General features: G+C 49.2%; 18 protein-coding genes and 1 riboswitch. Of the genes, 15 read left to right on the forward strand and 3 right to left on the reverse strand.

Annotated features, from left to right (window positions below; all coding sequences use genetic code 11):
- Window positions 1-86 precede the first annotated feature (86 nt).
- Complete coding sequence (locus B5E53_RS00100) at window positions 87-959, forward strand: LysR family transcriptional regulator (protein WP_087311568.1); 873 nt, start codon at window positions 87-89, stop codon at window positions 957-959.
- 90 nt (window positions 960-1,049) lie between these two features.
- Complete coding sequence (locus B5E53_RS00105; RefSeq protein WP_087311570.1) at window positions 1,050-1,835, forward strand: ZIP family metal transporter; 786 nt, start codon at window positions 1,050-1,052, stop codon at window positions 1,833-1,835.
- 100 nt (window positions 1,836-1,935) lie between these two features.
- Here B5E53_RS00105 and B5E53_RS00110 read toward each other — a convergent pair whose 3' ends face one another.
- Window positions 1,936-2,244: a thioredoxin domain-containing protein gene (locus tag B5E53_RS00110; RefSeq protein ID WP_162611718.1), complete on the reverse strand. Its 309-nt coding sequence runs from the start codon at window positions 2,242-2,244 to the stop codon at window positions 1,936-1,938.
- Window positions 2,245-2,491: 247 nt separating this feature from the next.
- Between B5E53_RS00110 and B5E53_RS00115 the strand changes: the two genes are divergently transcribed.
- The 7 genes from B5E53_RS00115 to B5E53_RS00145 all read left to right on the forward strand — a co-directional run bounded on the left by B5E53_RS00115 (window position 2,492) and on the right by B5E53_RS00145 (window position 11,787).
- On the forward strand, window positions 2,492-3,805 hold the full coding sequence (locus tag B5E53_RS00115; protein WP_087311574.1) for an O-acetylhomoserine aminocarboxypropyltransferase/cysteine synthase family protein: 1,314 nt from the start codon (window positions 2,492-2,494) through the stop codon (window positions 3,803-3,805).
- A gap of 138 nt (window positions 3,806-3,943) precedes the next feature.
- The gene (gene cysK / locus B5E53_RS00120; RefSeq protein ID WP_087312175.1) at window positions 3,944-4,876 is read left to right on the forward strand and encodes a cysteine synthase A; all 933 of its coding nucleotides are present in this window, start codon (window positions 3,944-3,946) and stop codon (window positions 4,874-4,876) included.
- A 190-nt stretch (window positions 4,877-5,066) separates the two neighbouring features.
- Window positions 5,067-6,824: an ABC transporter ATP-binding protein gene (locus tag B5E53_RS00125; protein WP_087311575.1), complete on the forward strand. Its 1,758-nt coding sequence runs from the start codon at window positions 5,067-5,069 to the stop codon at window positions 6,822-6,824.
- 98 nt (window positions 6,825-6,922) lie between these two features.
- Window positions 6,923-8,695, forward strand: coding sequence for an ABC transporter ATP-binding protein (locus B5E53_RS00130; RefSeq protein WP_242963473.1), 1,773 nt, complete (start codon window positions 6,923-6,925; stop codon window positions 8,693-8,695).
- Between the two features lie 544 nt (window positions 8,696-9,239).
- On the forward strand, window positions 9,240-9,845 hold the full coding sequence (locus tag B5E53_RS00135) for a cytidylate kinase-like family protein (protein ID WP_087311577.1): 606 nt from the start codon (window positions 9,240-9,242) through the stop codon (window positions 9,843-9,845).
- A gap of 119 nt (window positions 9,846-9,964) precedes the next feature.
- A complete protein-coding gene (locus tag B5E53_RS00140; RefSeq protein WP_087311579.1) occupies window positions 9,965-10,639 on the forward strand; it encodes a response regulator transcription factor in 675 nt (224 codons plus the stop codon).
- Complete coding sequence (locus tag B5E53_RS00145) at window positions 10,636-11,787, forward strand: HAMP domain-containing sensor histidine kinase (protein WP_242963457.1); 1,152 nt, start codon at window positions 10,636-10,638, stop codon at window positions 11,785-11,787. Before B5E53_RS00140 ends, B5E53_RS00145 begins: the two co-directional genes overlap by 4 nt.
- Window positions 11,788-11,837: 50 nt before the next feature.
- Here B5E53_RS00145 and B5E53_RS00150 read toward each other — a convergent pair whose 3' ends face one another.
- Window positions 11,838-13,502, reverse strand: coding sequence for an ATP-binding protein (locus B5E53_RS00150; protein ID WP_162611719.1), 1,665 nt, complete (start codon window positions 13,500-13,502; stop codon window positions 11,838-11,840).
- Between the two features lie 224 nt (window positions 13,503-13,726).
- On the opposite strand from B5E53_RS00150, the gene B5E53_RS00155 reads away from it, so the two are divergent.
- Window positions 13,727-15,133 carry an Ig-like domain-containing protein gene (locus B5E53_RS00155; protein WP_162611720.1) on the forward strand — a complete coding sequence of 469 codons (1,407 nt, stop codon included), beginning with the start codon at window positions 13,727-13,729 and terminating at the stop codon, window positions 15,131-15,133.
- Between the two features lie 425 nt (window positions 15,134-15,558).
- Here B5E53_RS00155 and B5E53_RS00160 read toward each other — a convergent pair whose 3' ends face one another.
- Window positions 15,559-16,377 carry a DUF4097 family beta strand repeat-containing protein gene (locus B5E53_RS00160; RefSeq protein ID WP_087311585.1) on the reverse strand — a complete coding sequence of 273 codons (819 nt, stop codon included), beginning with the start codon at window positions 16,375-16,377 and terminating at the stop codon, window positions 15,559-15,561.
- 376 nt (window positions 16,378-16,753) lie between these two features.
- A riboswitch (cobalamin riboswitch) is annotated at window positions 16,754-16,934 on the forward strand.
- Window positions 16,935-17,380: 446 nt separating this feature from the next.
- On the opposite strand from B5E53_RS00160, the gene B5E53_RS00165 reads away from it, so the two are divergent.
- The 5 genes from B5E53_RS00165 (at window position 17,381) to nikC (ending at window position 23,432) form a co-directional block, all read left to right on the forward strand.
- Window positions 17,381-18,436 (forward strand): M14 family metallopeptidase, encoded by a 1,056-nt coding sequence (locus B5E53_RS00165; RefSeq protein WP_087311587.1) that lies wholly within the window; start codon window positions 17,381-17,383, stop codon window positions 18,434-18,436.
- Window positions 18,433-19,803: an MATE family efflux transporter gene (locus tag B5E53_RS00170; RefSeq protein ID WP_162611721.1), complete on the forward strand. Its 1,371-nt coding sequence runs from the start codon at window positions 18,433-18,435 to the stop codon at window positions 19,801-19,803. Before B5E53_RS00165 ends, B5E53_RS00170 begins: the two co-directional genes overlap by 4 nt.
- A 66-nt stretch (window positions 19,804-19,869) precedes the next feature.
- Window positions 19,870-21,537 (forward strand): ABC transporter substrate-binding protein, encoded by a 1,668-nt coding sequence (locus B5E53_RS00175; RefSeq protein ID WP_087311591.1) that lies wholly within the window; start codon window positions 19,870-19,872, stop codon window positions 21,535-21,537.
- Window positions 21,538-21,675: 138 nt separating this feature from the next.
- A complete protein-coding gene (gene nikB / locus B5E53_RS00180; RefSeq protein ID WP_343215564.1) occupies window positions 21,676-22,599 on the forward strand; it encodes a nickel ABC transporter permease in 924 nt (307 codons plus the stop codon).
- 5 nt (window positions 22,600-22,604) lie between these two features.
- Window positions 22,605-23,432: a nickel transporter permease gene (gene nikC, locus B5E53_RS00185; RefSeq protein WP_087311593.1), complete on the forward strand. Its 828-nt coding sequence runs from the start codon at window positions 22,605-22,607 to the stop codon at window positions 23,430-23,432.

Below are 23,432 nucleotides of genomic sequence, written 5' to 3' on the forward strand. Positions count from 1 at the left end.
GTGTTTTTGCGCATGCCGCTTATTTTGAGGCTGGTCAAAAGGCAGGGGACAAGGTATAATAAAGCGTGACAGAAAGGGGGATGCAGATGGAACTTCGTGTATTGAAATATTTTCTCATAGCTGCCAGAGAGGAGAATATCACTAAGGCGGCGCATCTTCTCCATGTGACGCAGCCGACTCTGTCCCGGCAGCTCATGCAGCTGGAAAAGGAACTGGGTGTGAAGTTGTTTGAGAGAAGCCGGCACAGGATTATTCTGACCGAAGACGGCATGCTCTTAAAACGCCGGGCCCAGGAGATCATTACTCTGGCGGAAAAGACAGAGCGGGAGTTTGTGCGAAGAGAGGGTGAGATGATCGGTGAGGTGTCCATCGGAAGCGGTGAGCTGAAAAGTTCCCGGTTCCTGGGAGAGGCTGTGGCGGCCTTTCAGAAGAAACACCCCCTGGTGCAGTTCCGGGTCTTCAGCGGTGACTCGGATAATATTAAGGAACAGATTGAGCAGGGGCTTCTGGATCTGGGATTGCTGATGGAACCGGTGGATATCAGCAAATACGAGTTTATTCAGATCCCGGTCAAAGAAGAGTGGGGAATCCTTGTCCATGAAGATTCTCCTCTGGCACGGAAGGAACGTGTGAGGCCGGAAGATCTCATTTCCTGTCCTTTGCTGATCGGTCAGAGGGAGCTGGTGCATCAGCAGGTCCGCAACTGGTTTGGCTCCTTGTCCGAAGAAATGCATATGGCGGCCAACGGAAATTTACAGTATAATATGGCGATGATGGTGCGCAGTCAGGTGGGAACTGCGGTGACCATCAGGCTGGACTGCCAGTACGATCATGTATGTTTTGTGCCGCTTTCTCCAGCCCTGGAAAGCAATACGGTGCTGGTGTGGAAAAAAGTACAGCCATTTTCTCCGGCAGTCACGGCATTTATCGAATTTTTTCAGAAATTTGTGGAAAAATAGTTGCAAAGCACCGGGTAAGCTGCATTAGCAGCGGGTTTCCGAGATGTCGTGGCTGAACTGTTATAAATTTATAAAAGAAAGGAAACAGGTATGCTGAATTTTGAGATCATCAGGGGAATTTTGATTCCCTTTGCGGGGACGACGCTGGGCGCCGCCTGCGTATTTTTTATGAGAAAGAATCTGAACATGGGCGTACAGCGGGCGCTGACCGGTTTCGCCGCCGGGGTGATGGTGGCGGCTTCCGTGTGGAGTCTTCTGATTCCTGCCCTGGAGCAGTCCGCTGACATGGGAAAGTGGGGATTCATCCCGGCGGCTGTGGGCTTTTTGCTGGGCATGGGTTTCCTGCTCCTGCTGGATGAGCTGATTCCGCATCTGCATATGAACAGCGAGGAAGCGGAGGGACCAAAGACCCATCTTTCCAAAACCACCATGCTTCTGCTGGCGGTCACCCTCCACAATATTCCGGAGGGAATGGCTGTGGGAGTGGTTTTTGCCGGCTGGATCCAGGGAAATGTGGATATCTCTGCCATGGGCGCTCTGGCGCTGGCTCTGGGAATCGCCATCCAGAATTTCCCGGAGGGTGCGATCATTTCCATGCCGTTAAAAGCGCAGGGGGTAAACAAGGGGCGTTCGTTCCTTTATGGAATGCTCACAGGAATCGTGGAGCCGCTGGCGGCGTTCTTTACGATCCTTGCGGCGGGACTGGTGGTTCCGGCTCTGCCGTATCTTCTGAGTTTTGCGGCGGGAGCCATGATTTATGTGGTCGTGGAAGAGCTGATTCCGGAGATGGCAGAAGGAGAACATTCCAATGTGGGAACCATCGCCTTTGCCATTGGATTTGTGGTGATGATGATTCTTGATGTGGCTTTGGGCTGACAGAGAGGTTCAAAGACAAAACGCTGACTCCGGGAGTGGTCAGGAAGATAAGATGGCCGTCCCGGGAGCCAGCGGCCCTGCGTTGTCGGAGAGCGAAAGCTTATTTTGATAAGAGCCGGGCAAGCTGCGGCTTTTCCTGCAGTCCGGCAGCAGTGGCAGTACATTTACCGTTTTTGAATATTTTGATGGAAGGAACCGTCTGAATGCCGTACATGGCGGCAAGAGACGGTTCTTTTCCGGTATCGACCCTTCCGATGATCACATCCGGATGTTCGTGGGCGAAGAGGCGCAGAAGGTTGTCCTGCTTTCGGGATGCATCGCTCTGGCGGTTGGAAAAGTTCAGGAGAACCGGTTTTTCGCTGTCGAAAATAATGTGAGAAAAGTTTTTATCGGTAACGGTGATTGCCATAAAAAAGCTCCTTTCATTTGTTTTATTGCCGTGCCTGGCAGTGATATTACTCTGGAAAAGCAGTATCTGCAAAAAAGGATGCATTTATTCGGAAGAGGGATTTGATGATAAATTACAGTTTTCCTATTGACAAACTAGGAAATAAAAGGTATCATACAGAAGACTTACATAAACATGTCCGGGAAAGCAGGGCAGGACCGCTTGCGGGCAGAGGACATCGAAAGGGAAGACAGAGGAGGATATGACCATGGCGAAGAAACCATATAAAGAGAGAGATTTTAAATTTGAAACTTTGCAGTTACACGTGGGACAGGAAGAAGCGGACCCGGCCACAGACGCCCGGGCAGTGCCGATCTATCAGACTTCGTCTTACGTATTTCATAATTCCGGGCATGCGGCAGACCGGTTTGCCCTGAAAGAGGAGGGCAATATTTATTCCCGGCTGACCAATCCGACGGTGGAGATTTTTGAAAAGAGAATCGCAGCCCTGGAGGGCGGAGCAGCGGCGGTGGCCACGGCTTCCGGAGCGGCGGCAGTGACCTACGCGATCCAGAATGTGGCCCTGAACGGCGGACACATTGTGGCAGCGAAGAATCTGTACGGCGGAAGCTATAATCTTCTGGCCCATACACTGCCGGATTTCGGTATCACCACCACATTTGTCGATCCTCTTCGGCCGGAAGAATTTGAACAAGCCATAAAAGACAATACAAAGGCTTTGTACATAGAGGCTCTGGGCAACCCGAATTCTGAGGTGTCTGATGTGGAAGCCATCGCAAAGATCGCCCACGCTCATCAGATCCCTCTGCTCATTGACGCCACCTTTGCAACACCGTATCTGCTGCGTCCTATTGAGTACGGGGCAGATGTCGTGATCCATTCTGCTACCAAGTTCATCGGCGGCCATGGAACCAGTATCGGCGGCGTCGTTGTGGATTCCGGGAAGTTTGACTGGAAGGCTTCCGGCAAATTTCCGCAGTTTACTGAGCCGAATCCAAGCTACCACGGACTGAGCTTTGTGGATGCGGCGGGACCGGCGGCCTTTGCAGCGCGTATCCGGGCCATTTTGCTGAGAGATACCGGCGCCTGCCTTTCTCCGTTCCACGCCTTTTTGTTCCTGCAGGGACTGGAGACCCTGTCTCTTCGGGTGGAACGGCATGTGGAGAATACCGAAAAGGTCATTGAATATCTGAAAAAACAGCCGCTGGTGGAGAAGATCCATCATCCTCTGGCTTCTGAAGATCCGGAACAGAAACGGCTTTACGCCAAATATTTTCCAAAGGGCGGCGGATCCATTTTTACCTTTGAGATTAAGGGCGATGAGAAGACAGCCATGAAGTTCATCGATAATCTGGAATTGTTTTCTCTGCTGGCCAATGTGGCGGATGTGAAGTCACTGGCTATCCATCCGGCTTCCACCACCCATGCAGAGCTCAATGCGGAAGAACTTCTGGAACAGGGAATTCATCCGAATACCATCCGTCTTTCCATCGGAACGGAGCATATCGACGATATCATCGAAGATCTGGATGAGGCTTTTCAGGCTGTCGCGCAGCAGTGACCGGCAGTCTTGACAGATCGGCGGAAGAGCCATAAGATAGAAATGTGAGAATGAAAGATATTCACCGGAAGTATATAACAGTGAAAATCAGACACAATAAATATCATGCAATATAAAAAGATTGAGAGGATCAGAGACATGGCACAGATTTACAGTGGAATACTGGATTTGGTCGGCCGCACCCCTCTGGTGGAGGCCGTGAATCTGGAGAAAAAATGGAATTTAAAGGCAAAACTTCTTTTGAAACTGGAATATTTTAACCCGGCAGGAAGTGTCAAGGACCGGGTGGCAAAGGAAATGCTGGAAGACGCGGAGAAACGCGGATTGATTTCCGAGGGAGCCACCATTATTGAACCGACGTCCGGTAATACGGGTATCGGTCTTGCCGCCATGGCAGTGGCAAAAGGTTATAAAGCGATTTTGACCATGCCGGACACCATGAGTGTGGAGCGCAGAAATATTTTAAAGGCCTATGGGGCAGATATTGTCCTGACTCCCGGGGCGGAGGGCATGAAGGGTGCCATCGCCAGGGCAGAAGAACTGGCGAAAGAGATCCCGAACAGTTTCATTCCGGGGCAGTTTGATAATCCGGCCAATCCGGAGGCCCACAGAAAGACCACCGGTCCGGAGATCTGGCAGGACACCGACGGGAAAGTGGACATTTTTGTGGCAGGTGTGGGAACCGGAGGAACCATCACCGGAACCGGCAGCTATCTGAAAGAGAAAAACCCTTCCATCAAGATCGTCGCCATGGAACCGGCATCCTCTCCGGTACTTTCCCAGGGAACCTCCGGACCGCACAAAATTCAGGGAATCGGTGCAGGTTTTGTGCCAAAGATTCTTGACACCGAAGTGTACGATGAAATTGTCACTGTGGAAAATGACACCGCTTTTGAATATGGAAAAGAGCTGGCTAAGACGGAAGGCTTTCTGGTGGGAATTTCTTCGGGAGCAGCGCTTTATGCCGCCATGGAAGAGGCGAAGAAGCCGGAAAATGAAGGAAAGACCATCGTCGTTCTTCTCCCGGATAACGGAGACCGGTATTATTCCACGCCTCTGTTTCAGCAATAAGCTTTCACCGCTGTGTCTGTTCTGCCAGGAGCAGGGGTGAATGGGATCGGTCTGTGATCGGAAAATAGATGGATATGCCATATACATTGGAGAGATCCGGTGTATATGGCATTTTTTGTTCTTATGTTTAGATTCAGTTTATTTTTCCGTTTTATTCTTATCATCAGAATAATGAAAGGGGTTTATAACTATGCTGAAACTGCTTAAAAAGTTTACAAAAACAGAGTGGACGCTCTCTTTTGCGGCATTGTTGTTTATCATCATGCAGGTCTGGATGGATTTGACCATTCCGGATTATATGTCAGAAATCACCACTCTGGTACAGACCGAGGGCAGTGCCATGAGCGCCATCCTCATTGCTGGCGCGAAAATGCTCGCCTGCGCTCTGGGAAGTTTTGCGGCCTCTGTCTGTACGGTTACCTGTGCGGCGAAAATTGCCGCCAACTCTTCCGCCAACTTAAGGGCGCTGCTCTTTGATCAGGTACAGTCCTTCACCATGGCGGAAATCGGTCAATTTTCTACGGCCAGCCTGATCACCCGTTCCACCAACGACGTCATGCAGGTGCAGATCTTCGTCGTTATGGGACTTCAGGTGTTGTTAAAGGCGCCGATTACGGCAGTGTGGGCTATCGCGAAGATTGCCGGCAAGAGCTGGCAGTGGACCTTCAGTACCGGCGTGGCTGTGGTTGTTTTACTGCTCATCGTCGGCACCTGTATCCTCATTGCTATGCCGAAGTTTAAGAAGCTGCAGGTACTCACCGATGACATTAACCGGATCACCAGGGAAAATCTCACCGGATTAAATGTGATCCGTGCCTACAATGCAGAAGATTACCAGGAGAAAAAATTTGAGGACGCCAACGAACGCCTGACCAGAACCCAGCTGTTTGCCAACAGGACTATGGCGTTCATGATGCCGGGAATCCAGCTGGTCATGAACGGGCTGACTCTGGCGGTTTACTGGATTGGCGCTTATCTGGTGGACGGGGCTCAGGGACCGGCGAAACTGTCTATTTTCTCGGATATGATCGTCTTCTCTCAGTACGCTATGCAGGTGGTCATGTCCTTCATGATGCTGGTCATCATCCTGGTCATCCTGCCTCGTGCTTCCGTTGCGGCCAAACGTATCAATGAAGTGCTGGATACCAAGCCAAGTATCAAAGATGGCCCGATCACGGAGCCGGATCCTTCTGTACAGGGAGAAGTGGAATTTAAGAATGTCAGCTTCCGGTATCCGGATGCCGACGGAGATGTGCTTCATAATATTTCCTTCACCGCCCATAAGGGAGAGACGGTGGCATTCATCGGTTCCACCGGCTGCGGTAAGAGTACGGTCATCAATCTGATTCCGAGATTCTACGATGCCACCGAGGGACAGGTTTTAGTGGACGGCGTGGACGTCCGGGAATACAGCCAGAAAGCTCTTCGGAATAAGATCGGCTATGTTTCTCAGAAGGCGACCCTGTTCTCAGGAACGGTGCGCAGCAACATCGCTTTCGGCGATAACGGCCGGGAAGAATTCCCGGATGAAGATGTGGTCGATGCTGTTTATACGGCGCAGGCCAATGATTTCGTGGAAAAGATGATGGATACCTATGACGGATACATTGCCCAGGGAGGATCCAACTTATCCGGCGGACAGAAACAGCGTCTGTCTATCGCCAGAGCCATCTGCCGTCATCCGGAGATCTTTATTTTCGATGATTCGTTCTCCGCTCTTGACTACAAGACGGACCGTATTCTCCGGGAGGCTTTAAATAAAGAATGCGGCGATGCCACCCGTATTATCGTGGCGCAGCGTATCGGTACCATCCGTGACGCCGACAAGATCATCGTTCTGAACGATGGAAAGATCGCCGGAATGGGTACCCATGACCAGTTAATGCAAACCTGCGATGTCTATCAGCAGATTGCTCTTTCACAGCTTTCAAAGGAGGAACTGGCATAATGGAAAAGAAACAGTATGAAACAAACACTGCCGGAGCAGCAGAAAATAAAACATATGCGGCCGGTCCCGGAAGAGGCGGAGCCATGCGGGGACCAGGCATGCGAAGAGGAAACGGGGAGAGGGCGAAAAACTTCACCGGAACCTGGAAAAAACTGATCATCTACTGCAGAAGATATGCGGTGGCGACCATCATCGCCGTGCTCTGCGCCGTGGGCGGCACTATTTTTACGCTGGTCGGCCCAGATAAATTATCGGACCTGACCGCTGTGATCACTGACGGGATGATGACGGGCATCGATCTTGACGCCGTGGCGTCCATCGGTTTTACGCTGATTGCTTTTTATCTGTGCAGTATTGTGTTATCTTTCACGCAGCATTTTATCATGACAACCATATCGCAGGTGGTCTCCCGGCAGATGCGAAGCGATATCACGAAAAAGATCAATCGTCTGCCGATGAGTTTTTACAGTCACAGCTCCCACGGAGATATCCTTTCCCGTGTGACAAATGATGTGGATATGATCTCGCAGTCATTAAACCAGAGTGTCGGCATGCTGGTATCCGCCATCACTCTGTTTGTCGGCTCTTTGTTCATGATGCTCATTACCAACGTGATCATGACTCTCACAGCGGTGGTAGCCATCTTTATCGGCTTCATGCTCATGCGCCTGATCACTGCTCATTCACAGAAATACTTTGCCCGCCAGCAGCGGCACTTGGGCGAGCTGAACGGACACATTGAAGAAATGTATTCCGGTCATACGGTGGTCAAAGCTTACAATGATGAAGAAAACTCCAAAAAAACTTTTGATGAGTTAAACGGAACATTGAAAGACAGTGCCTTCAAGGCGCAGTGCCTGGCCGGTCTGATGCAGCCGTTAATGATCTTCATCGGTAACCTGGGTTACGTGGCTGTCTGCGTTATGGGCGCAGTTCTTACCATGAACGGACAGATTGGATTTGAAGTCATCGTCGCTTTCATGATGTATGTACGTTTCTTCACGCAGCCATTATCACAGATTGCTCAGGCAACACAGTCCCTGCAGTCCGGCGCTGCCGCCGGCGAGCGTGTCTTTGAGTTCCTGGAAGCAGAAGAAATGGAAGATGAGAGCGAAAAAACCGCGCATCTGGAAAAGGCAGAAGGGTATGTGGATTTTGAACATGTAAAATTCAGCTATGATCCGGGCAAAACCATTATCCATGATTTTACCGCCCACGCGAAACCGGGACAAAAGATCGCCATCGTCGGTCCGACCGGAGCCGGTAAGACCACTCTGGTCAACCTGCTGATGCGTTTCTATGAGATCGAAGACGGGGATATCCGCATTGACGGCGTTTCCACCCGATCCATGAAGAGAGAAGATGTGCACGCACAGTTCTGTATGGTATTGCAGGATACCTGGCTGTTTGAGGGGACCGTCAGAGAAAATCTCATTTACTGTACGCCGGACGCCAGCGATGAGAAAATGGAGCAGGCATGTAAGGCAGTCGGCCTCGACCACTTTATCCGCACGCTGCCGCACGGCTATGATACGATATTAAACGATCAGCTGAATCTTTCCCAGGGTCAGAAACAGCAGCTCACCATCGCCCGTGCCATGATTGCTGACAAGCCGATGCTGATTCTCGACGAAGCTACCAGCTCCGTGGACACCCGCACTGAGCTGCAGATCCAGAATGCCATGGACCAGCTGATGGAAAACAGAACCTCTTTCGTCATCGCCCACCGTCTGTCGACCATCAAGAATTCTGATCTGATCCTTGTATTAAAAGACGGCGATGTCATCGAAAGCGGTACCCATGAAGAATTACTGGCCAAGGGAGGATTCTATGCGGATCTTTATAACAGCCAGTTTGATAAAGCGTCGTAAAAATATTTGCTGATTTGAGTCCGCGGGCTTTGAAATTATACGGATGTGAATAAACAGACAGGATTTATGGCTTTGAATGTATCATAGAAAAACGCAGTCAGGGAAGTTTCCTCCTCCACTTCGGCAGGCTGATAACAAGGTCATTTTTTATAAAGGATGACAGCGCCTGCACTCACAGTCGTCGTCAATCTTCCCAGATACGTTTTTCTATTATCACTAAATCCTGCCGTAAATCCCTGCCATCTGTCTCATCTGTATTATAGACAAAAGACCGGATTCAAACCATTTTGCCAGAGTAGCACGGGATCTTTGTAAATCTCTATGCATATAGTCTGCATTTGGAGAAGACAAGACATTTATATGGTTTGACGACGACTGTGAGCGCAGGCGTCAGAATTGTTTTACTGAAAGATTACATATATCAGCCTGCCGAAGTGGAGGAGGAGAACTTTTATAAATGTCTTGTCTTCCGTAAAGCAGTATTTTGTGTGTTGCAAAGAGATTTGCAAATCCTGATTTTTTGGGAAGGAAGAAGGAATCTTTTATGAAATGTAATTATATAACCATTGAGAGAGAATATGGCAGCGGCGGAACCAGGATTGCCCGCCGGCTGGCGGAGGAATGCGGCATTCCTTGTTACGGGGTGGAAATCCTGGAAGCTGTTTCCAGAAAGAATAATGTTTCTGTTGATCAGATTCAGCATTTGGAGGAGTCGGTATCCGGCAGTTTTCTTTATACATTGTTTGTCATGAGTAAAGTACAAAGCGGAGACTCTGATATGCTTTCCGGAGAGGGGAAAGTATTTGTGGAAGAGCAGAGGGCGATCGAGAATTTTGCCGGTCAGGGCCCTGCGATTTTCCTCGGACACTGTGCGGCTCAGGCTTTGAAGAAACGCCGCGGCGTTGTTAAAGTCTTTATCCGGGCCAACAATGAAGAAAAGAAAAAACGTATCATGGCAGATTATCAGATTCCGGAAGGGGAGGTGGAGAGCACCCGAAAACGGTTCGATAACAAACGTTCCAAATATTTTTACGCCAACACCACCAGACACTGGAATGATGTGAAGAATTATGATATCGTACTGGATTCCTCTCAGCTGGGCATTGAAGGATGTGTGCACGTGCTGAAAGGATTGTTTGAAGGTAAATAAACCACATTTTAAAAGGCCTTTGCCAGACTGCGGCCGGCAGGTTATAATATAAAAATATCAATCATATATGCTGACAGATAACCTGCCGGTAAAAATCACCCGATGGAGGTATGATACTCATGTTTCACATACTTGTTGTTGATGATGATAAGAATACAAGAAGATATATGCAGGCAGTTCTGGAGGAGGCCCATTACACGGTGACTACGGCTGAGAACGGTGTGCGGGCGCTGGATATTATGGCGGAGGAGCACATTGATCTGATCGTTCTTGATATCATGATGCCGGAGATGGACGGTTATACTCTCACCCGGGAGCTTCGGGAAGTACAGGATAATGTTCCGATCCTGATGGTGTCGGCAAAGCAGCTTCCGGCCGATAAGAAGAAGGGATTCCTGGTGGGAACCGATGATTATATGACAAAACCGGTGGATGAGGAAGAAATGCTCCTGCGCATTCATGCTCTTTTGCGCCGGGCCAAAATTGTCAGCGAGCAGAGGATCGTTATCGGTGATGTGGTGCTGGATTATAATTCCATGACGGTCACCGGACATGGTAAGACCCAGGAGCTGCCTCAGAAAGAATTTCTGCTCTTATATAAGCTGCTTTCCTATCCGGGACAAATTTTTACGCGGATCCAGCTGATGGACGAAATCTGGGGCGTGGACAGCGATACGGGCTGGGAAACGGTGACCGTACACATCGGCCGTCTCCGCAAACGATTTGAAGGATGGGATGAATTTGAGATTGTCTCCGTCCGGGGTCTTGGATATAAGGCGGTGAAGAAAGTATGACAGGAAGAACACATGCGGAATCCGGCATGAGATGGAACAATCATGCAGAGAAGCGGTGCAGAAAAAAGACGAGAAAACAAAGAAAAAAGGTATTTTTACCTTTGATCATTCTGGTGACAGTCATCGCATTTTTTGTGCTGGTAGTCACCATGCTGTTTGTGGTCACTGTGACCTGGCTGCTCATGAAGACGGGGTTATTTCATTTTTCCCACACGGGACATTCCGGCCTCATTTTTATCCTTCTTGAGTTCGCTCTGGCCAGTATCTTTGTGGGAACGCTTGTCTCCTTTGTGGTGGGCCGGATTTCTCTGCGTCCGCTTGGCAGGCTGATCAGCGGCATGAACCGTCTGGCCGGCGGCGATTATTCCGTGCGCCTGTATTTTGGCGAGAGGAAAATAGGAAAAATGCTGGCGGACAGTTTCAATAAGATGGCGGAAGAACTGGATAATACGGAACTGCTGCGATCAGATTTTGTCAATAATTTTTCCCACGAATTTAAGACGCCCATCGTATCCATCTACGGATTTGCCAAGATGCTGCGGCGGGGGCATCCGGATGAGGAGCAGACCCGGGAATATTTGACCATCATTGAGCAGGAATCAGGACGGCTTGCCGAAATGGCTACCAATGTGCTGAATATGACGAAGGTGGAGAATCAGAACATTTTAACCAATGTGACGGAATATAATCTTTCAGAACAAATCCGGCGTTCGGTTCTTCTGCTGGAGAAGAAATGGAGCAGGAAAGAGCTGGAGATTGCCTGTGATTTCAATGAACATCAGATTTTTGCCAATGAAGAAATGATGAAACAGGTATGGTTGAATCTTCTGGACAATGCCATCAAATTTACTCCGGAGAAAGGAAAGATCACAATTTTGATCCGGGAGTATCAGAAGGAAAATGACAGGCCCCAGGGTTCGGTGCTTGTCGCCATAAAAAATAACGGCCCGGCCATCAAGGAAGAGGACCGGGAGCGCATTTTCAATAAATTTTATCAGTCAGATACCTCCCATGCCTCAGCGGGAACTGGAATCGGGCTGGCTGTAGTGAAAAAAATCGTGGAGCTCCATGAAGGAAAAGTGTGGGTCGAGAGTGATGACCGGGAGACCACATTCTGGGTGAACATTCCCAAAAGAGAAGAAGAGTAAAAATGATGCCTGCGGATATCAGCTTGAAAGCCCCGCAGGCATCATTGATTTTATTCGGGAGTTTCCGGTATTTTTAAGGCAGTCTGTACCATAAAACTGCCGTCGGTCGGGTGAGTGATATCCAGGACGCTGTGATATTTTCCGGCAATGGCGGCCATCTGTTTGAGACCATATCCATGGGTGCCGTCGTTTTCTTTGGTAGTCTGAAGATGACCCTGCCGGTCCTGCTTCAGATTTCCATCCCAGGAATTTTTGCACTGTACCGTAAGGAAACCGTTTTTTGTCCCGCAGCGGAATTTGATAAACCGCTGACCGGGATCTTTTATTTTTTCACAGGCTTCCACCGCATTATCCAGCATATTCATTAAGAGAATACACAGATTCTGCTCCGGTATGGGCAGGTCTGCCGGTACCTTTGCCACTGCGTCGAAAGCGGTATCCGCCTGCGATGCCTTTACGGCGGCATCCTGCAGAATCGCGTTTATGGTAAAGTTTTCCGTGAAATGAATCTGTGTCTGCCGGTCATTCTGCTGCAGCAGATCATCCAGCAGTTTTTTCATTTCATCATAGTTTCCCTTCTGACATAAATAATCGAGAGCCGTCAGATTATGCTTCATCTCATGACGAAGAGCGGCGCCTTCCTGCATTTTATTTTCGATAGCCTGATAACTGTCCAGAACAAGTTTGTTCCGGAGAGAAAGATTCTGCACTTCAGTCTGCTGTCTTGCGAAAGACTCTAGTGTTCCGAAGGCAGAAATGGCCGTACATACCATAGTGAGCCACATAGTGACCCAATACAGAAGATTCTCGGAGTAACCGCTGTAGACGGCAGTGGAGATCATGGTATTGATCCAGGAAGAAAATTCCTTATCTCCCAGTACAGAAAAGACATACCCGATGAGTATTGCGGCAGCGCTCCATCCGGTCACAATACCGAGATATTTCCAGAATCTGCGGCGGCGGTTCAGGATCAGATAAAGAATCAGCGCCAGGATCGTCAGCACATTCACGGCCGGGTGCGCCAGCACATGAGAGACAGAAGCCGGAAGGAAGAATGTCCCCTGCTCGACTGCCAGTTCGTGGGAAATAAGTCCTGCGGCAGCGGCTATGAGAGCTAACAGACTCCAGTCAGGTTTCCGAAACATAATATTGATAAAAAAGATACCCACGATCAGGAGAAAAGCCAGCGCGGCAGCTCCTGCCGGAAAAGCGGCCCGGTTGGCGATGGCAAATGTCTGCACGCTCTCCAGCCCATCCGGGATAAAGCGAACAAGCGGCGGAAACATCATGCAGCTGCTGTCAAGGACATCAAGGGTCATCACCACTTCTCCAGTTGTCCCCGCCTGCAATGGAATCTGGGCCTGTGACATGGACAGGGATTCATCCAGAGGCAGGGAGGAAGACTGATAAATTTTGGTTCCATTTAAAGATAAGGTCAGAGAAGCACCGGATATTTCAAACAGCAGGTAGCCTGAGGAAAGGTTTTCCGGCAGATGCCCCGTAAAGCGGTAGGTCCCGGAAATCTCTGTGGAATTGCTGTAAATATCTTGTGAAAAGGGCACTTCGGATCCATCGTCCATAATCTGTACAGATGATTCCCAGTTTATGTACTCCATCGTTGTGTCCATAACCGTGAACAAATGCAGAAACCAGACGACTGCTGCAGCAATGAGCAGAAACAGCACGGGGCAGAGCCATCGGAAAACTTTTTTCATAAAAAACCCCTCCTGAAAATATTTTATAATTATGAAATATTGCAATTTATGTTTCATTTTACGTGTTTTATGTCGTTTTTGCAACCCCTGTCCGGGAATCTGTGCGTGAACGACAACAATGCTTCGTGGACGACACCGCAAAAAATGAGCAATACATGGTAAAATAATACTACATAAATGAAAGTATCGGTAAATATGTCAGAAATATGAACAGGAGGGATGATATGGTAATTGAGACAAACACAATCACAAAGGAAAAAAGGACGACAAACGGAAAGAGAACTTACAGAATAACCGCTGTGGGCAGAAGGAACACTGATATAAGGCGAACATGGGTGCTGTCCGTGCTGGCGATCCTGTTTGCCTTGTGCATGCTCATGGGCCGGACATCAGATGTCCGTGCGGAAGAGACCGAAACGACAGAGAATGAGAACATTCTTGCGGTGGTTACAGAGCCGGACGGCAAAAAATATAATATAACAAATGCTGAGCAGTTGTTCGGTGAACAAGGCGAGAAAGTAAAACCTGGCTCCACGGTAACGCTCATGCAGGACTTTACTCGGAATGGTACGGCGATATATATCAAAAAAGATATCATATTAAATACCAATGGCTATACCCTGGATATCAGTTCGCTTCATTGCGATGATAATAGCGATACAGAGGTTACGATTATTGGAAATGGCACGGACGCAAATAGCAGGGCGGCTCTGATTTTGAGAAATTCAGAGTGCTCCTTGTCTTCGATGAAAAAACTGATTCTGAAAAATGCAAAGATACAGGCAGCGGGATCGCTGTATGACATCAATATCCTTATCCCGTCGGGATATTCCGCAGACATCACAGCAACTTCTCTGGGAACAGAAGAGGAGTCGGGTACGATTACCGTGGAGAAGGGCGCAGTTTTTTACAATCACATTGCTAATGCTCAATATGGACAAATTATATATATGACCGCAGAGGAAACCATTCAGCCGGATACCTCTTCTGAAACTACTACAGGAGTAACAGCTCCTTCAGATAGTGCTGTCGGTGATGCTTTGGATGTGTCCCGATGTGATGCCGCCGTTTCATGGAAGAAAAAAGCGCTTGTGGTACGCTGGAATCAGGTGGCGGGTGTAGACGGATATGATATCTTTGTGTCGCAGGGAAAGAAAACTCCAAAAGCTGGAGACCTGGTCAAGTCTGTACAAGGGGCAGGAAAAGTATCTATTCGTATTAAAAAAAGAAATGGTAAAAAATTGAATCAGAAAAAGAATTATCAGGTTAAAGTAAGAGCGTATCGAATGGTAAACGGCGAAAAACAATACGTTAGTTCCAGTGTGACTTTATGCATAGCGGGCAGGAACAGCACCTATACCAACGCCAAAAACATCCGCCTTGCCGCAAAGAAGATAACCCTGAAAAAAGGCCGCAAGACCAAAATCCAGGCGACCGTTTTAAGGCAGAATAACAAAAAGGCGCTTCTGCCTAAGAGATATGTGGCAAACCTGCGTTACGAGAGCAGCAATACAAAAGTGGCGGCCGTAACCAAAAACGGAAAGATCAAGGCGAAGGACCGCGGCACCTGCACCATAACCATCACCGCCGCCAACGGCGTCCGGAAGCAGGTAAAGGTGAAGGTAAAATAAAACATGAAAGAGATTTTCGCAAAGATAAAGTTGATTCAAAGAGATAGAATCAATTCGTAGAAGCAGCATGCAAAAAAGCTATCAAACCAGATGACGCATTTGGATTGATAGCTTTTTTTCGAAAAATCCAGAAAGCGTGTGTCCGACTATTCCGGATGGATACAAATTATAAGAAATAGATATGAAGAAGAGGAGTGGAGATAATGGGTAATAATCCTATGAGTTTAAATGATGTGACGGATTTATTTGAGGAAAAGGTATCTGTTGCAGATATCAATGCAGCGAGAATATTAAGTGAAATATCTGCGGCAATAGTAAAAAAGAGACCCGGAATAAAACAGACTCCAATTCACAAATGGCATAAAATCAGCGCCGTCTGCAGTTGGCAGGCGGCGCTGGTTTTTTCAAAAGATATGTGGGTTTGTTTACTCCCCTTCCCGCAGATGTACATTTCCATTGATGGTGGAGATGCGCACATTCTGGAATGGTTTTTCTCCGATGATGCCGGTGATGCACTGTTTGTTGCCCGGTTTGGTCTGCACGGTAAGACCGTCGATCTCGGAAGTGATGGTTCCGGTCTTGCTGATGCCGTCCATATTGATGCCGGTGTTTTTTGGGAGTACCAGATCCACAGGGCCGTTCAGGGTGTTGCATTCCACGATGTTATTGAGGGCGGTGAAGGCAGCGGTGATCGGACCGCCGGATGTTTCCAGTTTCGCACCGCCGGCGATGGCGCCGGCAATGATGCTGCCGGAGACGGAATGGAGATCCACGAAGCCCTCCGCCCGGTCAAAGCGGATGCTGCCCACCGGGCAGCTCATGCGGATGCGGGGAGCGGTGATGCCTTTTAATGCGATGGAGCCCTCCATGGTCTCTGCGGCGAAGCGGTCAAAGGACCAGTCTTCGTCGGAGATGATGTCGCCGTACTGGCTGGAGAGCTGCAGCTCACCGTGCCAGCTTTCCGGCAGGTACACGTTTACGTAAGTGCTGCGGTTGACTTCTTCCCGGCGGCCGTAACGGATGGTGGTCTTGATCCGGTTGGCCGTCACTTTGGCGTAATATTCAGAGCCGGAAAGACCGCCGATATATTCTTCCACGATGAAGCGGTCATCGGGAGAACGGCGCAGATAAATGGTCTCTGCGTGGTATCCGATCTGCAGATTTTTTACAGAAGTGATGTCCATTTCCAATCTATTGTCGGCATCCTGCTGTCCCTGCGGGATGTTGTTCGTCTCATTTGTCATATGTTTCCCTCGATTCTCAATTTTTTTGCCACAGTCTGGCCATACGCCGGATGAGCAGTCTCAGCGGCAAGTTTCCGGAATATCAGCTGAACTGTTACGCTTGAAGATTTTTCAAAAAATCCGTTTTTTCATTTCTATTATAAGATAGAAAAAAAGATTAGGCAATTGCAAATCGTCGGTCCGGGCGTGAATATTTCTGTCACAAAGCGGCAACAATTTGCAGGACTATTAAAAAAGATACGGAGTTTGCAATTTTTTACCGCAAAAAAGAAGGAACTGTGCAATTTTTTGCCGATTTTGTATAATAATCAAGGGATTTGTTTACATGTATAAAGTGTCATGATATAATTTTATACAATCATGGTAGTTTTATAGAAAATTGCACAGTCCGGCAAGTTCCGCAAGGATTAATAGAGAAACCGGTGGAAGTCTGGTACGATCCCGTCACTGTGAAAGGTTTGCTGCCTGCATATGCCACTGGAGAGGATACTCTCTGGGAAGGCGCAGGAGAGCGCTAAGCCGAAGTCAGGAGAACTGCTTGTCAGGGATATTACATTTGCCTGCGGTTGACAGGTGATGTAGCTGATTTGATTATCTGATTATCTTTAGAATTTCTTATTTCGTTTCTTTGGAGAAGTTCTAAGACTGTGTTTATTGTAACAGTTTGCTGCCTACGTGGATACTGGAAGGTACAGTCCGTCAGTATATTTGTTATGCAGTGAGGTCTTAGAATCTATTTTCTTGTTTTACCCATGTTTTTATATTATGTGATGATCGGACGCCGTATGCCTGACAGAACAAAAAGGTTTTGGGGAGGACGTATTATGTCATTTTCTCAGATGTGACAAGGCTCCTGTCTGAGAAAGGCTCCGCGAGTCTTTGAATTGTTGTGTCCGCCAACGGGTTCAATTGTTGCGCTGGTATCTTATGAACAGAAGGAGGGAATGCTGTTTTTTGAAAGTCAAATTCACAATTTTAAATGTAATTTAACAGGAGGATATTTATGGAATTTCATTTGGCAAATTTCACGGTACAGAACGGACAGAAGGTCAGCGGGTTTCTGGAACTTCCATTTACGGAGGAAGGACTTCCGATCACCATTATTAATGGAAAAGAAGACGGTGATACGATCCTTATTACCGGAGGAATTCATAATGCGGAATATGTAGGTATCGAATGTGTGACAGGTCTGGCGAGGGAACTTTCACCGGAAAATGTAAAGGGAGTTCTGATTCTCATCCATATCGTCAATATTAACGGATTTCGCGCTCGTACGGTCAGTGTATCCAGAGAGGATGGAAAGAATCTGAACCGGGTTTTCCCGGGAAGTGCGGATGGGACTTTTACGGACAAACTGGCATATTTCATGGAGAAAGAACTGTTCTCCCGGATTCAGTATTATATTGATGTGCACAATGGCGACTGGTTTGAAGATCTGACGCCGTTTATTTACAGTGTTGGCAACGCAGCGCCCGAGACGGTGGCAAAGGCGGAAGCCATGGCGCGGGAAGCGGATGTTCCTTTCTATGTGAAGTCAGGTCTGGCGGACGGCGGCGCTTACAATTATGCGGGATATCTGGGGATCCCGTCGGTGCTCATTGAGCGGGGCTGCAAGGGAATGTGGTCAGAGGAGGAGGCGGAAGCCTCCCGGAAGGATGTGCGGAATATCCTCCGGTCTCTGGGCGCGCTGACCACGCCGAAAGAGTTCAGAAAGTATACGCCGGTATACATGCGCCACACCCACTATATTGATTCGGAGAGTGAGGGATGCTGGACGCCGGTGAAGAACGCCGGAGATGTGGTCAGAAAAGGAGAGCTGATCGGAGTGCTGCGGGATTACTTTGGCAATATCATCGAAGAGGTTCGTCTTCAGGAGGACTGTATTATCCTGTATCAGACCATTTCCTATTCCGTGCCGAAAGATTCGCCGCTCATAGCTTACGGTCATTATGACACCTGCGTGGATGAGATTGACCAGGATTCTCACACCCATGAGCACCATCACGGGAAAAAACATATGGATATGGCGTCTCATGATTTGTGGGAGGAAATCTGTTGAAAACGGACAATCTGACCGAAGGAAATGTGACCAGAAGTCTTTTGTTCTTTGCTCTGCCGCTCTTTGGAAGCAGCCTGATCCAGCAGCTGTATTCCACAGTGGATCTGGTGTTTGTCGGACAGTTTCTGGGTACGGAGGCATCGGCGGCGGTGGGCGCCAGCAGTCTGATCATTACCTGTCTGACTGGCTTTTTCACCGGCATGTCTGTGGGAACCAGTGTGTTTTCCGCCCGGTATTTTGGCGGCAGACAGTGGGAGCGGCTTTACCGGCTGATCCAGACCATGTTCCTGGTGGGGATCGGCGGCGGATCGATCCTGATGGTTCTCGGCATCGGAGGAGCGGAATGGTTTTTGGGAGCCATGGGGACGCCGGAGGACATCATGGGGCAGGCGGCGCTCTATCTCAGAGTCTATATGGCGGGGATGGTGCCGGTGGTTTTGTACAACCTGCTCAGCGGCGTGATCCGGGCATTGGGAGATTCCAGGAATCCGATGATTTTTCAATGCGTGGGAGGGATTCTCAATATTCTCGGAGATTATGTGTGTATTGCCGTGCTGGATATGGGAGTGGAAGGAACCGCTGTCGCCACAGTGATTTCGCAGGCAGCGGCGGCTCTGTGCGCTGTCATATATCTGGTTCGGATGCGTGCACCCTATGCCCTGCAGCTGTCAAAACCCGGATTTTATCCCGGGGAATTTAAAAACGTACTGAAGGTTGGCGTTCCTGCCGGCGTTCAGTCCATCGTCATCACCCTTTCCAACATTTTGATACAGGCCCAGATCAATACTTTGGGGGTGACGTCCATCGCGGCATTCACGGTTTATTTCCGGACAGAGATGATACTCTATCTGCCGATCCTTGCCATGGGTCAGGCGGTGGTGTCCTTTGTGGGGCAGAATTACGGCGCCGGGAAACCGGAGCGGATCCGGAAGGGAAACAGGATCTGTATGCTGGGCGGTTCTGCGGCGATTTTTGCGGCAGGCATCCTGTTGATGCTGGCGGCCCCCGTATTTCTCCACATTTTTACAAAAGATGCGGCGGTAATTGCACGGACAGTCTCCATCATCCAGGTGACATTTCCTCTGTATTTCCTTTATGTACTTCTGGAATGTCTGAGCGGCAATCTTCGGGGCTGCGGAAAAGCAGTCGCTCCGATGATAGTGACTGTCATAAGTTTCTGCGGTTTCCGGATTCTGTTTATGCTGGCGGCCATGCATCTGCATCCATCTGTCCGGAGCGTGGCATGGAGTTATCCGGCGTCATGGGCGCTGGCAGTGATCCTCATGACATTGATTGCACGGAAATCTCGGCGGCAGGACAGAAATGTGAATTCGATGAGGAAAGACTTCCGAAAGAGTCTTGAATGAGAATACGATATTTTACAAAATTCTATTTTGTTTCGATGTTTTATAATGTAGCAGGAGGTAGAAGGAATGAGAAAATCAAAAAAGATACTTTCAGTTCTGGTGGCTGCGATGCTGGCCGCCGGCTGTGTGGGCGGATGCGGCTGGTCTTCCGGTTCGGAATCGGAGGGAAGCACCGCAGCGGCTTCCGGTAACCGGGAGGACGAGGTAAACCAGGAGGCGTATCAGACAAAGCAGGGCGCGGCTGCCGGCAGCAGTATGACTTTCGGTATCCAAAATTATGGCGGCGGCGGTCTGGATCCGGCTTCGGAGATCAACTGCGCCTGGAATCTTTCCCGCTACGGCGTGGGAGAATGCCTGTTCAAATTTGATGATTCCATGAATGTGGTAAACACGTTGTGTGATGAGTATACGGTAAATGATGAACACACAGAGTGGGTGTTTCACATTCGGGACGGTGTGAAGTTTTCTGACGGATGTGATCTCACGCCGGAGGCGGTGAAAGCCAGTTTTGAGCGCCTTTTTGAGGCCGGTGAGAGCGGTTCTTCCGCTCCGGAAGTGTATCTGGAGAAAGAGGCGGAACTGACTGCGGATAATGACAAGGGCACTCTGACGATCAGGACCACACAGCCCTATGTGGATCTGACCAAGAACCTGGCGTATCCGGTCATGGCGATCGTGGATGTGGAACATACGACGGATTATGACCATGGCGTGATCGGTACCGGTCCATATGTAGCCACAAACTTCCGGGAGGAAGTGGGCTATACTATGGTAGCCAATGAAAATTACTGGGATGGAGATGTGCCTTTTGAGACAGTGGAACTTCTGTACATGGGAGACGCCTCCGCCAAAGCCATGGCGCTGCAGTCCGGTCAGCTGGACATTGCTGAGAATGTCACCAATATCAATGATTTAAATACACTGCGGGAAAATCCTGACTTTACCGTTACCATTGCCAGCGGTGTCCGTACCGGTCTGGCACATATGAATGTAGCGGAGGGGAAACTGCTGTCCAATAAGACGCTGCGTGAGGCCGTGCAGATGGCCCTTGACGATGAGACCATGTGTTCTGTTACCGTAGGCGGCCTTTATACTTCCGGTTATTCTGTTCTGCCGTCCAATCTGGATTATGGATATGAGAATCTGACAGATCCGTATTCCTATAACCAGGAAGCGGCAGTGGAGCTTCTGGACGAGGCGGGCATCGTAGACACCAACGGCGACGGAATCCGTGAACTGGACGGACAGGAAGTCGTCCTGCATTATGTGACTTATGAGAACCGATGTCTGGATGATTTCGCTGAGGCCATTCAGCAGCAGCTTGCCGAAATTGGCATCGGCGTCGATTTGGAGATTGGTGATTCCGCCCGCCAGTGGGACAGCTACCAGTCCGGTGACTTTGACTTAAACGGTTCCAACTGGACGACGGTGGGAACCGGAGATCCTACGGAATATCTGGCGGCGTGGTGCTCCACATCCGGTTCTGATTACTGCGGGTATCAGAATGACGAATATGATCAGTTGTTTAACCAGTTGAGCACGACCTTTGATGAGGACGCCCGCCGGGATATCATTCAGCGGATGCAGCAGATTCTCATTGACGATGCGGTGGTCATCGTTCATGGGTATTATAACAGCTCGATGATATCCAGAAATTCCACCATTGGCGGCGCTGCGATTCATACTGCTGACTATTACTGGCTGACAACGGAAATTTATCCTGCCGCAGAATAATATGATACAAGCGTCAAAAGGTCATGCGGAGTGCGTCAGCACGTAGCGATCCGTGTATCATAGGCGTCAAAATACCTTTTGACGCCCTCATCATAATAGTTGATGCAGAAAGGAGAGAAAACGTTGACTGCGAAACAATTGGGGAAAAGGCTGATTCAGATTGTAGTTGTGGCGCTGGGAATCAGTTTTCTGTCATTTTTGATCACCTATATGGCCCCCGGTGATCCGGTGCGGACCATGTACGCAGCATCCGGTATCGTACCCAGTGAAGAAGTTATCGAACAGACGCGGGAGGCCATGGGATTGAACCGTCCTGTTTTAGTACAGTATGCCGACTGGCTGTGGGGATGTCTCCACGGGGATTTTGGCACTTCTTACGCATATAATGATCCCGTGTCTGCTTTGCTTTTACACAGACTCTGGCCGACATTGAAACTTTCAATTTTTGCCGTGATTCTGATGCTTGTCGTGTCGGTTCCTGTGGGTATGATACAGGCGACACATAAGAATACGATTCTGGATTACGGGCTGAGAGGAATTACATTCTTTGGCGTTTCCATGCCGAATTTCTGGGTGGGACTGTTATTGATGTTATTCTTCTGCGTCCGGCTCAAATGGCTGCCGGTTGTCTGTTCCGGAGGAGATTTTAAGAGTATGATTCTCCCTGCCGTTACCCTCGCCTTTGCCATGTCCGCCAAATATACCAGGCAGGTGCGGACGGCGGTTCTGGAAGAGTTAAGTCAGGATTACGTGGTCGGCGCAAGGGCCAGGGGAGTGAAGGAGTGGAAAATTCTGTGGCTCAATGTATTTCCCAACTCCCTGCTACCCCTGCTGACCATGCTTGGATTATCCATGGGTTCGCTGCTTGGCGGTACCGCGGTGGTTGAGGTGATTTTTACGTATCCGGGAATGGGTAATCTGGCGGTATCAGCCATTACCGCTTATGATTATCCTTTGATCCAGGGATATGTTTTATGGATATCTTTGATTTACATGGTGGTCAATCTGCTGGTGGATCTTTCCTATAATCTGGTTGACCCGCGGATGAAAGGGGAGAAGTAGAGAAAATGAAAATTAAAAATTTTGTTGTAAAAAACAAGTCTTTCTGTTTCTTTGCGTTCCTCGCCCTTCTGATCATTCTGGCCGCCATTTTCGCGCCTGTCATCACAGGAGGCGTCAGTCCGTCAGAGGCAGTGCTGGCAGACGCCCTGCAGCCCCCGAGTGCAGAGCATATTTTCGGAACAGATAAACTGGGACGCGATATTTTTACCCGGGTGATTTACGGCGCCCGCACCAGTCTGGTATCGGCCTTTTCTGTTGTCATCATTATCTTTGTGCTGGGCACGGTGCTGGGAGTGCTGGCGGGTTATTTTGGCGGATGGGTGGATGCCGTTATCATGCGTATCGCCGATCTGATGGTATCGTTCCCGGGCATGGTTTTTGCCATGGCCATCGCCGGTGTCATGGGAGCCAGCATAAGAAATGCGGTAATTGCCGTGTCTCTGGTAAGCTGGACCAAATACGCCCGCCTGGCCCGAAGCCTGGTACTGAAAATCCGGAACCGGGATTATGTGGCCGCGGCGGTGGTGACGGGTTCCAGAACGCCCTATATACTGAGGAAATATATGATTCCAAATGTGATCCCGACGCTGGTCATCACAGCGGCTACGGATATCGGGGGAATGATGCTGGAGCTGGCGGGGCTTTCGTTTTTAGGCTTCGGCGCCAAGGCTCCTGCGCCTGAGTGGGGACTGATGTTGAACGAAGGGCGTCAGTTCATTCAGAACGCGTCATGGATGATGATTTTCCCCGGAGCCGCGATTTTCATTGTGGTGGTTGTGTTTAACCTGCTGGGCGATGCGCTCCGGGATGTTCTGGATCCAAAAGATGAGTAG

Origin of the sequence: Eubacterium sp. An11 (assembly GCF_002161065.1) — a bacterium.
GTDB lineage: Bacteria > Bacillota > Clostridia > Lachnospirales > Lachnospiraceae > Anaerobutyricum > Anaerobutyricum faecale.